The organism is Haloactinopolyspora alba (assembly GCF_003014555.1).
Taxonomy (GTDB): Bacteria; Actinomycetota; Actinomycetes; order Jiangellales; family Jiangellaceae; genus Haloactinopolyspora; species Haloactinopolyspora alba.
Genome location: NZ_PYGE01000001.1, coordinates 539,290 through 551,959, shown reverse-complemented (window position 1 = coordinate 551,959; position 12,670 = coordinate 539,290). Strand labels below are relative to the sequence as shown.

The 12,670-nt window shown below is 72.0% G+C and carries 8 protein-coding genes and 2 riboswitches; of the genes, 5 read left to right on the top strand and 3 right to left on the bottom strand.

All coding sequences use genetic code 11. The features are described 5' to 3' along the window. Positions 1-7: 7 nt before the first annotated feature. Positions 8-195, bottom strand: a riboswitch (cobalamin riboswitch). Positions 196-291: 96 nt separating this feature from the next. Next, a complete protein-coding gene (locus tag CLV30_RS02410) occupies positions 292-891 on the top strand; it encodes a COG4315 family predicted lipoprotein (RefSeq protein WP_106535545.1) in 600 nt (199 codons plus the stop codon). Positions 892-913: 22 nt separating this feature from the next. Here the strand turns inward: CLV30_RS02410 and cobN are convergent, their stop codons facing one another. Continuing rightward, positions 914-4,762, bottom strand: a complete 3,849-nt coding sequence (gene cobN, locus CLV30_RS02405; RefSeq protein WP_106535650.1) for a cobaltochelatase subunit CobN — start codon at positions 4,760-4,762, stop codon at positions 914-916. 55 nt (positions 4,763-4,817) lie between these two features. Beyond that, positions 4,818-4,966: riboswitch (cobalamin riboswitch) on the bottom strand. 70 nt (positions 4,967-5,036) lie between these two features. Between cobN and CLV30_RS02400 the strand changes: the two genes are divergently transcribed. Continuing rightward, positions 5,037-5,711, top strand: a complete 675-nt coding sequence (locus CLV30_RS02400; RefSeq protein ID WP_106535544.1) for a response regulator transcription factor — start codon at positions 5,037-5,039, stop codon at positions 5,709-5,711. Between the two features lie 3 nt (positions 5,712-5,714). After that, on the top strand, positions 5,715-7,112 hold the full coding sequence (locus tag CLV30_RS02395; protein ID WP_106535543.1) for a sensor histidine kinase: 1,398 nt from the start codon (positions 5,715-5,717) through the stop codon (positions 7,110-7,112). A 338-nt stretch (positions 7,113-7,450) separates the two neighbouring features. On the opposite strand, the gene CLV30_RS02390 is transcribed toward CLV30_RS02395, so the two are convergent. Continuing rightward, positions 7,451-8,389 carry a TAXI family TRAP transporter solute-binding subunit gene (locus CLV30_RS02390; protein WP_106535542.1) on the bottom strand — a complete coding sequence of 313 codons (939 nt, stop codon included), beginning with the start codon at positions 8,387-8,389 and terminating at the stop codon, positions 7,451-7,453. A gap of 161 nt (positions 8,390-8,550) precedes the next feature. Here CLV30_RS02390 and CLV30_RS02385 point away from each other — a divergent pair, with 161 nt between their 5' ends. Both CLV30_RS02385 and CLV30_RS02380 read left to right on the top strand, forming a co-directional pair. Then, entirely contained in the window at positions 8,551-10,074 is a 1,524-nt protein-coding gene (locus tag CLV30_RS02385) for an SLC13 family permease (RefSeq protein WP_106535649.1), read from the top strand. Positions 10,075-10,189: 115 nt separating this feature from the next. Further along, positions 10,190-11,083, top strand: coding sequence for an RNA polymerase sigma-70 factor (locus CLV30_RS02380; protein WP_240723136.1), 894 nt, complete (start codon positions 10,190-10,192; stop codon positions 11,081-11,083). Positions 11,084-11,572: 489 nt separating this feature from the next. On the opposite strand, the gene CLV30_RS02370 is transcribed toward CLV30_RS02380, so the two are convergent. Continuing rightward, on the bottom strand, positions 11,573-12,496 hold the full coding sequence (locus tag CLV30_RS02370; RefSeq protein WP_205740394.1) for a phosphatase PAP2 family protein: 924 nt from the start codon (positions 12,494-12,496) through the stop codon (positions 11,573-11,575). Positions 12,497-12,670: the final 174 nt, after the last annotated feature.

The following is a 12,670-nucleotide window of genomic DNA, read 5'->3' as shown; positions in this document are numbered from 1 at the left end:
TGGAATCGCAGCTGTTCGCGCCGTGGCCGGTCTCCTGGCTGACGGGACGTGCGTCACCGGCCTGCCTTCCCAGGCAGCGTCACCGCTGCCCAGTGGCTCCCCGCGAGGGGAACGGCCGGGACTCCCGATCACAGTGGCGAGGGCCGCGCCGGTATCGCACCGGCTTCCCGTATCGCCACGGCGCGGACGAATCTACCAGCCGGTGCCTTCCGGCCCGTCGTCGCGCCGCCGTCGTGCAATCCCGGCGACGGTTCGCGGCGTATTACCGACGGAGGACACGAGGAGGTCACCATGAGTGCCACTTCCACCTTGAGCGTCCACAGCAGCCGGCCGCGTAGCCGGATCCGTAGCCGCATCCGTGCGGCTCTCGCCTCCGTGGGACTCGTCGCGCTGCTGGCGTTCGCCGGCTGCGGCTCGGACGACGAGAGCGCCGGGACCGGCGACACGGCCGGGACCGACGACGGGGGTTCCGGGAGCCCTCGGGTCGAACTCGCGGACACGCCGCTTGGCGAGATCCTCGTCGACGGCGATGGACGCACGCTGTACCTGTTCACCCCGGACACGCCGGAGGGGAGCCCTTGCGACGCGGAGTGCCTGGCCAACTGGCCGCCGCTGGAGGGTGACGTCGAGGCCGGCGAAGGCGTCGACGCCGAGTTGCTCGGCACGTTCGAACGCGACGACGGGACGGTCCAGGCGAGCTACGCGGACTGGCCGCTGTACTACTTCGCCGGCGACGAGGCCTCCGGCGACCTGAACGGCCAGGGTGTCAACGACGTCTGGTACGTGGTCGACGCCGAGGGCAACCCGGTCGAGACTCCGCTGGACGAGGCCACGGACTCCGAGAACGAGACCGAGGACGACTCCGACGACGGGCGTGACTCGGCCTACTGACGCGGTTCCGCGGCCGTACTGCTCAGTCCTCGAGATCGCCCTCGGTCTCGAGGACGGCCTGCTGCAGCGTCTCCAGCGCCTCGGTGGACGGCTCGGCCCACAGCCCGCGCTGGGCGGCTTCGAGCAGCCGCTCGGCCACGCCCTTGCGCGCCCACGGGTTCGACTGCCGGAAGAACTCCGCGACCTCCGGGTCGGCGACGTACTCGCGGGTCAGCGTCTCGTACATCCAGTCCTCGACCACGCCGGCGGTGGCGTCGTAGCCGAACAGGTAGTCCACCGTGGCGGCCATTTCGAACGCGCCTTTGTAGCCGTGCCGCTGCATCGCGGCGATCCACTTCGGGTTGACCACCCTGGCGCGGAAGACGCGCGCGGTCTCCTCGCCGAGCGAGCGGGTACGGACGTGCTCGGGCACGGCGGAGTCGCCGACGTAGGCCTCCGGCGACTCCCCGGTCAGGGAGCGCACCATGGCGACCATGCCGCCGTGGTACTGGAAGTAGTCGTCGGAGTCGACGATGTCGTGCTCGCGGGTGTCCTGGTTCTTCACCGCCACCTGGATGCGCGAGTACGCCTTCTCCATGTCGGCGCGCGCCTCGACGCCGTCCAGCCCGCGCCCGTACGCGTAGCCGCCCCAGGCCGCGTAGACCTCGGCGAGGTCGGCGTCGGTGCGCCAGTTCCGCGCGTCCACCAGCGGCAGCATGCCCGCGCCGTACGCGCCGGGTTTGGAGCCGAAGATGCGTGCGCTGGCGCGTCGTGGGTCGGCCCCGCCGGCGACGTCGGCGTCGACGTGCGCGCGGACGTGGTTCACCGTGTCCGGCTCGTCCAGCCCGGCGACCATCCGGACCGCGTCGTCGATGAAGCTGACGACGTGCGGGAACGCCTCGCGGAAGAACCCGGAGATGCGCACCGTGACGTCGACGCGGGGGCGTGGTTCGCCGTCCAGCACCAGCTCGTCGGCCGGGACCGGCTCGAACCCGGTGACCCGCCGGGACGCGTCGTCCCACACCGGGCGCACGCCCAGCAGCCACAGGACCTCGGCGATGTCGTCGCCCTGGGTGCGCATCGCGGCGGTGCCCCACACGGTCAGCCCGACGGACGTGGGCACGGCTCCGGTGTCGGCCACGTGACGGCGCAGCAGCGAGTCGCCGAGCGCGACGCCGACGTCCCACGCGTTGCGCGACGGGATCGCCTTCGGGTCGACGGCGTACATGTTCCGGCCGGTCGGCAGGACGTTGACCAGCCCGCGGGTGGGTGAGCCGGACGGGCCGGGCGGGATGTAGGCGCCGTCGAGGGCGCGGAGGGTGTTGGTGATCTCGTCGGTGGTGCGGGCCAGCCGGGGTATCAGCTGTTCCGCACCGAAGCGCAGGATGGCCTCGACGTTGTCGACACCGGAATCGTCGGCGTCGGAGGTGTCGCCGGAGCCGAGGACGTCCGCGGCGACGCGCTTCGACTCCTCCGGACGCCACGCGTGCGCGGCGAGCCGTTCCACCAGCGCCCGCGCCACGGTCTCGAGCAGGTCGACGACGTCGGACGCGGTGCGCGCCGCCGGTTCCGCGCCGTCGGCCCGCATCCGGGCGACGTCGAGCAGCTTCCGGACTCCACTGGCGTCGTCGACCGGTGTGCCCGGCTCGGCCAGCAGCGCCTGTTCGTCCACGCCGGCCCACTCGGCGACGGCGCCGCGCAGGCCCGGGCGCGCGGACTCGCCGCCGAACACCTGCCGCGCCCGCAGCACGGAGAGCACGTCGTCGACCAGCTCGTCGCCCTCGGGCGCGCGTCCGAGCACGTGCAGGCCGTCGCGGATCTGCACGTCCTTGATCTCGCACAGGTACCCGTCGATGTGCAGCACGAAGTCGTCGAAGTCGGCCTCGTCGGGCATCTGCTCGGTGTGCAGGTCGTGGTGCAGCTGCGCGGCCGTGACCAGCTCCCAGATCTGGGTGCGCACCGCCGGCGCCTTGGCCGGGTCCAGGTCGACGACGGTGGCGTACTCGTCGAGCAGCTGCTCGAGCTTGGCGAGGTCGCCGTAGGTGTCCGCCCGCGCCATCGGCGGGATCAGGTGGTCGACGACGACGGCGTGCGCCCGCCGCTTGGCCTGCGTCCCCTCGCCGGGATCGTTGACGATGAACGGATAGATCAGCGGCAGGTCGCCCAGCACCGCGTCCGGCGCCGAGTCCGCCGACAGGCCCAGGCCCTTGCCGGGCAGCCACTCCAGCGTGCCGTGCTTGCCGAGGTGCACGACGGCGTCCGCGCCGAAGCCGCCGTCGTGCACCGGCGCCTGCAGCCACCGGTACGCGGCGACGTAGTGGTGCGACGGCGCCAGCTGCGGGTCGTGGTAGATCGCGACCGGGTTCTCGCCGAAGCCGCGCGGCGGCTGGATCATCAGCACCACGTTGCCCAGGACCAGCCCGGCGACCGCGATGGCCGGCTCGGCGCCGCTGGTGTCCACGTACAGTTCGCCGGGAGCCTCGCCCCACGCGCCGGTGACCGACGCGCGCAGCGGCTCCGGCAGCGACGCGAACCAGCGGCCGTAGGTCGATGCGGGGATGCTCGCCGCGGCGTCGGCGAGCTGCTCCTCGGTCAGCCACTCCACGTCGTGGCCGCCGGCGGCGATCAGCCGGTGCACCAGGGCGTCCCCGGGGGGCATGTCGCCGCCGTCGTCTGCCTCGCCCTTCCCGAGGGCGTCCGGGTCGAACCCGCCCAGGTCGTAACCGGCGTCGCGCAGCGTCCGCAGCAGGACGACGGCGCTGGCGGGCGTGTCCAGGCCCACGGCGTTGCCGACGCGGGCGTGCTTGGTCGGATAGCTGGACAGCACGAGCGCCAGCCGCTTGTCCGCGGCGGGCTGGTGCCGCAGCCGCCCGGTGCGCACGGCGATGCCGGCGAGTCGGCGGGCGCGTTCCGGGTCGGCGACGTAACGCGGGATGCCGCCGTCGTCGCTCTCCTTGAACGAGAACGGGACGCCGATGATCCGGCCGTCGAACTCGGGGACGGCGACCTGGGTGGCGGCGTCCATCGGGTTCAGCGCACCGTCGCTGGCCTCCCACGCCGCGCGCGTGTTCGTGACGGTGAGCCCTTGCAGCACGGTGACGCCGAGCTGGTCGAACAGCGCGGTGCTCCAGGCGTCGTCGTCCTCGCCCGCGCTCGCTGCGCCCGCGATCAGGCCGCCGCTGGCCAGCACCGTCGTGACGAGCACGTCCGCACGGGAGAGCAGCTCTCGCAGCGGCTCGTACTCGGGCCGGTCGGTGCCGCGCAGCGTGTCGGTGAACACCGGCAGCGGGTGCCCGCCGGCTGCCTCGATCTGCTCGCACAGCACGTCCACGAACGCGGTGTTGCCGGAGAGCTCGTGCGAGCGGTAGAAGATCACGCCGACGACGGGACGGGTGCCCCTGTCGCCGCCGGCGTCGACCGCGTCGACCCCGTCGTCCGACCCGCTTGAGGCATCCGGCGTCACGTGCAGGCCGAACCGTGGCTGCTCGGCGGGCGGGTCGAAGCCCTCGCCGGTCAGCAGCACGGTGTCGCACAGGAATGCCGCAAGATGGGCCAGGTTCTCCGGGCCGCCGGCCACGAGGTAGCGCTGGGTCTCGGTCGCCACGCCGGACGGGACCGTGGACAGCGCGTGCAGGCGGGCGTCGGGCACGGACTCGCCGCTGACGACCACCGCGGGAACGCCCGAGGCGACCACCGCGTCGAGTCCCTCCGGCCAGGCCTCGCGCCCGCCCAGCAGCCGCACCACGACCACGTCCACGCCGTCGAGCAGCGCCGGCAGGTCGTCCGCGCCGGTGCGGGCGGGGTTCGCGACGGCCCAGCGCGGGTCGGCGCGGGTCGCGGTGAGCAGATCGGTGTCGGCGGTGGAGAGCAGCAGCAGGCGTGGCCGGTCCATGATCATGTCCTCTCCCAGGCGTCTTCCGCACCCGGATCGGCGGACGACGCCAGGGCAGTGTCCTGGCTCCCGGATCGTCGCGGGTCCTCGTGGCCTTCCCGGGCTCGTCCCGGTGGCCGGTCGTGGATCGAGGACCGCTCCCCGGTCACAGTGGCGGGACCGCCCCGGAGTCGAGCGCGTGCGACGCTCTCACCGGTGTTCCTGCCGTGACGTCGGATTGGTCGGGGATGATCCTACTGCCTCGGGTGGACGTGTCCTCCTACCATGTCCCCCCATGCGGGTCCTGGTGGTCGAAGACGACGATCGTGTGGCGCGTGGGCTCGTGACCGCGTTGCGCCAGGCCTCGTACGAGGTGCACCGGGTCGCGACGGCCGAGGCGGCCCTGGCCGCGCCGGCGGTCGACGTCGTCCTGCTGGACCTGGGCCTGCCGGACGCCGACGGCATCGAGGTGCTGCGCACGATGCGGGAGCGCCCGGAGACCGCGGTGATCGCCGTCACCGCCCGTGCGGAGGAGCGCGACCGCATCCGCGGGCTGCGGACCGGGGCCGACGACTACGTCGTCAAGCCGTTCGGCATCGGTGAGCTGCTGGCGCGCATCGACGCGGTGCTGCGGCGGACCCGCGCGGCGCGCTCGATGGCCGCGCGCGACGAGCCGCCGGTGGTGATCGGTCCGCTCAGCATCGACGCCGGTACCCGTGCGGTGCGGGTGGACGGCGTCGAGCTCGGCCTCACCCGGAAGGAGTTCGACGTACTGGCGCTGCTGGCCGCACGTGCTCCCGCCGTGGTGCCGCGCGACACCATCGTCGACCAGGTGTGGGGCGCGACCTGGGAGGCGTCGTCGCGGACCCTGGACACGCACATCGCGTCGCTGCGGGCAAAGCTGGACGAGGCGGTGCGCATCCGCACCGTGCGCGGTGTCGGCTACCGCCTCGGCGACGAGACCGGCTGAGGCATGCTGCGCCGGCTGCTCGTCGTGCTCGTGCCGCTCGCGTTCCTGCTGGTCGCGGCGCTCGGTGTGCCGCTCGGCACGGCGGTGGCGCAACGCGAGACGCAGGAGGTCTACGTCGACCGGCTGAACGACGTCGGCAGGTTCGCCTCGCTCGCCGAGACGGCGTTGTCCACCGGCCGCACCGAGGCGCTGCGCTCGGAGCTGCAACGGTACGAGGACCTCTACGGCATCCCCGTGGCGCTCGTCGACCCAGGTGGCCGGGTGGTGCTCTCGTCCGGGCCGGACGCCGCCGACGTTCCGACGCGTTCCGCGGCGGCCGAGCAGGTCGTGGCGCAGGCGCTCGCCGGATACCGGCCGGAACCCCCGACCGTGCTGTGGCCGTGGGACGACAGCCCGCTGGTGCTCGCCGAGCCGGTCGGGCGGGACAGCGAGGTCGTCGGCGTCGTCGTCACGTTGTCCGACACCGGCCGGCTGCGCTCCTCGGTGCTGACCAGCTGGGGCTGGATGGCGCTGCTGGGGCTGCTGCCGCTGAGCGCCCTGACCGCGGTGGCCTGGCCGGTGTCGCGGTGGGTGCTGCGCCCCGTGCGCAGGCTCGACGACGCGACCGCCGCCATCGCCGACGGTGACCTGTCGGTGCGGGCGAACTCGGCCGGCGGGCCGCCCGAACTGCGGAGACTGGCGTCGTCGTTCAACGCGATGGTCGACGTGGTGCAACGTGCGCTGGAACGGCAGCGGGCGTTCGTCTCCGACGCCTCGCACCAGCTGCGCAACCCGCTGGCCAGCCTGCGCCTCGCCGTCGAGAACCTCGCGCCGCACCTCGCCACGGAGCAGGCCCGCGAGACGCACGCCGTGGCCGTGGACGAGGCCGCGGCGATGCACCGCATGCTGAACTCGCTGCTGGCGGCGACGCGGATCGACAGCATGAAGGACGCCGAGCCGGTCGAGCTGGACGGCGTGGTCGAGACGCGGGAGCAGCGCTGGCGCGCGCTCGCCGCGGAGAACTCGATGTCCGCCGAGCTGGACGTGCCGGCCGGTTTCGTGGTGCTGGAACCTCCGGGCGGGCTGGGCAGCGTGCTGGACGAGCTGATCAGCAACGCGTTGCGGCTGTCCGGCGGGACGCGGGTCGTGCTGCGGGCCGAGCCGGTGCCGGCGGTGGGTGAGGTCGAGCTGTGGGTCGGCGACGACGGCACCGGTCTGGACGACGACGAACGTGCGGCCGCCGTGGGCCGGTTCTGGCGCTCCGCACGGCACCAGAACGTCGCCGGCACCGGACTGGGGCTGGCGATCTGTGCCGAGCTGGTGGAGGCGGCGGGCGGTCGATTGCGCCTCGACGACGGGCTCGCCCGCGCGGACGGGGTCGGTCATGGCCTCGGCGTGGTCGTCCGGCTGCCACGAGCCTGAGCCCGCGTGACGACCGCGCTTACTCCGTCGCCGAGATCGACGCCCCGACAGAGCGCCCTGCGCAGCCACGACGAGGGTGCGCGGCTCACGTCGACGCTCAAGTACTGCAGCTGTGGACCGTAGTTGGAGAAGGGTCCGGTCGAGGTCGATGGGCTGCCTTCGTCGAGGTCCCGTCGTCACCGGTTCCCGGCCCAACTCCGGGCGTCAGGTTCGTGTGTTCGAAGGTGGTGACATGAGTGGCAACCGTTGGCCCTCATGTCACCCCATTCGACGACGAGGCCCTTCGACGACCTCGTACTCCTGGCGGACCTCGCCGTCGGTCCGACCTCGCCGGCGTCCTAGCGTTTGTTCGCGCGGAACCACGCGGCGGCTCCGGGGTGCAACGGAACCGGTCCGGTGGCGATGGCGGTGCGGACGTTGATCTGGCGCGCCTCCGGCCGGCGCGCCGCGACCGTCCTGGCGCCCGTCATGATCGTGCCGGTGACGGCACGCACGACGTCGTCCGGCAGGTCGGCCCGGGCCAGCAGGACGTTGGGAACCGCGACCGTCGGGCTGGCGCCGACCCCGGTGTAGGCGGTGGACGGGATGGTCGCGGGGACGTACGGGCCCGGGTAGGTGTCCGCGAGCCGGCCGGCCTGCTGCGTCATCGGGACGAACCGGACCCGCCGACGGGCGGCGAGTTCGCTGATCGCCGGTGTCGGGATGCCGGTCAGCGAGAACAGCGCGTCGATGCTCCCGGTCCGCAGCGCCTCGGCCGAGTCCGCCTGATCGAGCCGGACCGCTCGCACGTCGACCTCCTCGAGCGCGACCAGCCGCTCGGTGGTGAACTCCGTCCCGGAGTCGCGCGCGCCGAACGAGACCCGTTTCCCGGCGAGGTCGGCGACGTGGCGGACGGGCGAGTCGGCCAGGACCGCGAGGTGCAGATAGCTGTCGTAGAGGCGGCAGACGGCGGCCAGCTCCGGCGGCGGCTGCCCGTCCGCGCTGACGACCGCGTCGAGACTGCACAGTCCGAGGTGCACGTCGTGGTCGAGCAGCATCCGGATGTTGTCCGTCGAAGCCCGGCTGGGCACGGTGGACACGGCGGTCTCGGTCAGCTGCCGGTCGAGCATCGGCGCGATGGCACCACCGAGCTCGCGGTACACCGCGCCGGCCGGGCCGGTGCCGATACGCAGCTGCGGGTAGTCGATGTGCGCCCGACCGTCACAGCCGGCGATCGAGGCGGCTCCGGGGACACCCGCGACCCCGGCGAGCAGAACGGCGCGCCGGCTGACCTCCATGGCCGGTCACTGTACTGGGCGCCACGCCGGCGAAACGTGCGAGGAATCTGAAGTTTCCGGCCGCGTCCTTGTGCCCGCGCGCCGGCGGTGGCCAGCATCGCGCAGACCACCGCCGACCCACCATCGACTCACGGCCGACCACCGCCGACCAGGAGGATCCGATGTCGACACCAGCTGTTGACGACAGCCGACCGCAGTCCGGCGACACATCCACCGATCCCGGAACGTCCGTGCGTCGCCGACGGATCGGCCTGCTCGTCGGCGTCGTGCTGGCGGGCGTGCTGTACCTGGCGCTGCCCGACAGCCTGTCCGCCGACGGGAAGACGACGGCCGCCGTGGCAGCGCTGATGGCGGTGTGGTGGATGACCGAGGCGATCCCGATCCCGGCGACCGCGCTGCTGCCGCTGGTGTTGTTCCCGTTCTTCGGCGTGAGCACGATCGAGGACGTCGCGGCGCCGTACGCCAACGACATCATCTTCCTGTTCATGGGCGGGTTCATGCTCGCGCTGGCGATGCAGCGCTGGAACCTGCACCGGCGGATCGCGCTCACCATCATCGCCGCGGTGGGAACGAGCCCGGTCCGGCTCGTCGGCGGGTTCATGCTCGCCACCGCGTTCATCACCATGTGGGTGTCCAACACGGCCACGACAGTGATGATGCTGCCGATCGGGTTGTCGGTGCTGGCCCTGGTGACCCAGAACGGCGGCAAGGGGGACGCGAACTTCTCGGTCGCCCTGATGCTCGGCATCGCCTACTCGTCCTCCATCGGATCGGTGTCGACGCTGATCGGGACGCCGCCGAACGCACTGATGGAGGGCTACCTGTCGGAGAACCACGACATCCACGTCGGTTTCGGCGAGTGGATGATGGTCGGTGTCCCGCTCGCCGTGGTGTTCCTGCTGATCACCTGGCTGGTGCTGACTCGTTTCGTGTTCCCGCCGCGGATCAGCGAGCTCGCCGGCGGACGGGAACTGATCCGTGGCGAGCTGACCAAGATGGGGCCGATGTCGAGCGGCGAGCGCATCGTGGCGGTGGTGTTCGCGCTCGCGGCGCTGTCGTGGGTCTTCGTCCCGCTGATGGCGGACAGCGCGACCTTCGGTGACCCGATGCCGTGGCTGGCCGACATCAGCGACGCCGGTATCGCGATGGCCGTCGCCGTGGTGCTGTTCCTGATCCCGGCGGACCGCCAGCGCGGTACGGCGACGCTGGACTGGGACACGGCGGTGCAGCTGCCCTGGGGGATCCTGCTGCTGTTCGGCGGCGGGCTCAGCCTGTCCAGTCAGTTCACCGCCAGCGGGCTCAGCGAGTGGATCGGTGAGCAGGTCGGGGTGCTGGACAGCATCCCGGGCTGGGTGCTGGTCGTGGTGGTCGCCGGGATCGTGCTCCTGCTGACGGAGCTGACCAGCAACACCGCCACCGCGGCGGCGTTCCTGCCGATCATGGGCGGGGTGGCCGTGGGGATGGGCCTCGACGTGATGACGTTGATCATCCCGACGGCGCTGGCGGCCACGCTCGCGTTCATGCTGCCGGTCGCGACGCCGCCGAACGCGATCGCGTTCGGCTCCGGCTACGTCCGCATCGGGCAGATGGTCCGCGCGGGGACCTGGCTGAACGTCATCTCGCTGGTTCTCGTGCTGCTGGTCATGTACACGGTCGCCGGGTGGGCGTTCGGCGTCACGCCCTGACGCGTGCCCGCCGGTTCTCCGGTGCCGGCGGGACGGTGACGATGTCACACTTCGAAGGCGGCGCGTGTCTAGGAGGCGACACTCGTGACATCCGCGACGAGGAGGTGCCGCCATCGTGGCCGACGTGTTCGAGGAGCATCGTGGACTGCTGTTCACCGTGGCCTACGAGTTGCTGGGCAGCGTCGCCGACGCCGAGGACGTGGTGCAGGACGCCTGGCTGCGGTGGTCTGCGGCCGACCGTTCCGACGTCGCCGACCCGAAGTCGTACCTGATCCGCATCGCCTCCCGGCTGGCCCTGAACCGGATGCGGACCCTACGGACCAGGCGCGAGACCTACGTCGGGCCGTGGTTGCCGGAACCGCTGCTGACCAGCCCGGACGCCTCGGCCGACATCGAGCTCGCCGAGGACGTGTCGATGGCGATGCTCGTCGTCCTCGAGACGTTGGCTCCTCTGGAGCGGGCCGTGTTCGTGCTGCGTGAGGTGTTCGGCCTGCCGTACGCGGAGCTGGCGACCACGCTCGGGCGCAGCGAGGCGAGCGTGCGACAGGTCGCGCACCGCGCGCGCGAGCACGTCCAGGCGCGGCAGCCGCGTTATCAGGCCGACCCGACCGAGCAGCGTGAGGTCACCGAGCGGTTCCTGGAGGCCGCGCTCGGAGGTGACCTGGACGCGCTGATGGAGGTTCTGGCGCCGGACGTGGTGATCGTCAGCGACCACGGTGGCAAGGCCCGGGCGAACCGCTGGCCGGTGTCCGGTGCCGACAAGGTGAGCAGGCTCGTTACCGGGCTGACGGCGAAGGGCCGCTTCGCCGAGCACCGCTTCGAGATGACGTGCCTCAACGGCGGCTACGGCGTCGTCGGGACCCTCGACGGCGTCGTGGACGTCGCCGGGCTGATCGAGGTCCGGGAGGGACGCGTCGCGCGCATACTGGCGTTCCGCAACCCGGATCGGATGCGCGGCCTGCAGCGGGTACACCGGATGGCGGCGCTGGACGTGAGCGAACCGGGCTGATTCGAGTGCGGGCGCGGACGCCGGCCGGTCAACTCCGCTGACCGGCCGGCGGCCCGTACCCCGTCGGCCTCTCGGCAGCGCCGCGGTCTGGTGGGAGTGTTGCCGTGCCTGCGGTCAGAGCCGCGTCACCTTCGGGTTCGGCAGCGAGATGCGGCGAACGGCGGAACCGAAGTCGACGTGTACCTCGTTGTCCCCACGGACGCCGACGACGCGTCCGACACCGTGACGATCGTGCGTGACCATGTCGTCGACGGCGAACTTCTCCAGGGGCGGAGCTGTGGCGTTGGTCTGAAACGGACTCGAAGGAAAAACAGGCCGTGCGGCCGATGTACGAGAGGTCATTGCGTCAGTGTGCCGTGCGTCACGATCCTTGGGTAGCCCTGTGTCGAAGAGTATGTCAACTCTTGACATCACAGCGGCGCATCCTCCGGGAATTGTCGGGAATGCGCGTTCCTCTTCCGCTGATCATGTTCGGTCCCGGAACGGTGGTCAGCCGACCGGTTGCGGACGCGGCGGGGCCTCGACGTCGACGGTGCGGTGCTGCGTGGCGGCCTGGTGCGCGATCAGGACCGCGACGAACGTCACCGACGCCGCCGCCACCACGCCGAAGGCCGCGCCGACGTAAGCCGGCACCAGGTCGGAACGCTCGGTCAGCGGGCCGACCGAGCCGAGTTGGTCGCGGGTGCGGAGGAGGGCGGACGCGGCCACCGTGCCGGAGGCGACGGCCGCCAGTGTGAAGAACACCGCCGCCACCTTGGTCCCGGTCGCGCCGGGCCGGGCCGCGGTCGCGCGTTCCGGGCTGCTGAGGGCGGTGAGTACCGTGGTCAGCCCGGCCCACGCGAGCACGACGGTGAACGCCGCCACCACGTCCGACGGCCGGTGCCAGCCGCCGATCATCGTCGACACCCCGGTCAGCGCCGCGTATCCGGCACCCAGGACCGCGACGGCCGGGCGCGCCCCGCGCGGGACCACCAGCAGCAGCGCCGCCGCCACGCTCGCGGCGACCGTGGTGTGCCCGCTGGGCAGCGAGTTCGGCGTCACACCGGCGCCTCCGTCGAGCGTCGGACGGTCCAGGACCACGTGCTTCAGCAGCTGGGTGGTGATGTTCGCCCCGCCGACGAGCACCGCGACCTGAAGCGGGAGGAACCAGCGACGGCGCATGACAGCGATCACCGCCGCCGCGCCCAGGACGAGGACGACGAACGGCACGGACACCACGTCCAGCACCGGCTCCGCGCCGCGCCACAGCGTGTTCCGGCCGAACGCGGAGCCGCTGAAGGCGCTCTGGTCGAGACGCTGGCCGGCGGCCGTGTCGACGAAGTATCGCCAGCTCAGCCAGGTTCCGGCGATGCCGACCAGCACCATGAGCGCGCCAAGCACGAGGCCGACGGTGCGCGGAGAACGGGAACCCACACCTTCGAGGGTAAGGACCGTCGGCCGGGAAACCTACCTGACGTGCCGGAGTGAGGTGCGCAGGTTGCCGGTCGACATTCGCCAGGCGCACGTCCGTGGTCGAGATTCTTCGGCACCACCTGTCACACAGCGGCTCCCGAAGGAACCCATAGCAACCAGACCGGGAGCGGCCAC

Bases quoted from the DNA above. Each gene is read 5' to 3' on its own strand.
- CLV30_RS02400 (WP_106535544.1), top strand. From the start codon at position 5,037: ATGCGGGTCCTGGTGGTCGAAGACGACGATCGTGTGGCGCGTGGGCTC.
- CLV30_RS02390 (WP_106535542.1), bottom strand. From the start codon at position 8,389: ATGGAGGTCAGCCGGCGCGCCGTTCTGCTCGCCGGGGTCGCGGGTGTC.
- CLV30_RS02395 (WP_106535543.1), top strand. From the start codon at position 5,715: ATGCTGCGCCGGCTGCTCGTCGTGCTCGTGCCGCTCGCGTTCCTGCTG.
- CLV30_RS02410 (WP_106535545.1), top strand. From the start codon at position 292: ATGAGTGCCACTTCCACCTTGAGCGTCCACAGCAGCCGGCCGCGTAGC.
- cobN (WP_106535650.1), bottom strand. From the start codon at position 4,762: ATGGACCGGCCACGCCTGCTGCTGCTCTCCACCGCCGACACCGATCTG.
- CLV30_RS02385 (WP_106535649.1), top strand. From the start codon at position 8,551: ATGTCGACACCAGCTGTTGACGACAGCCGACCGCAGTCCGGCGACACA.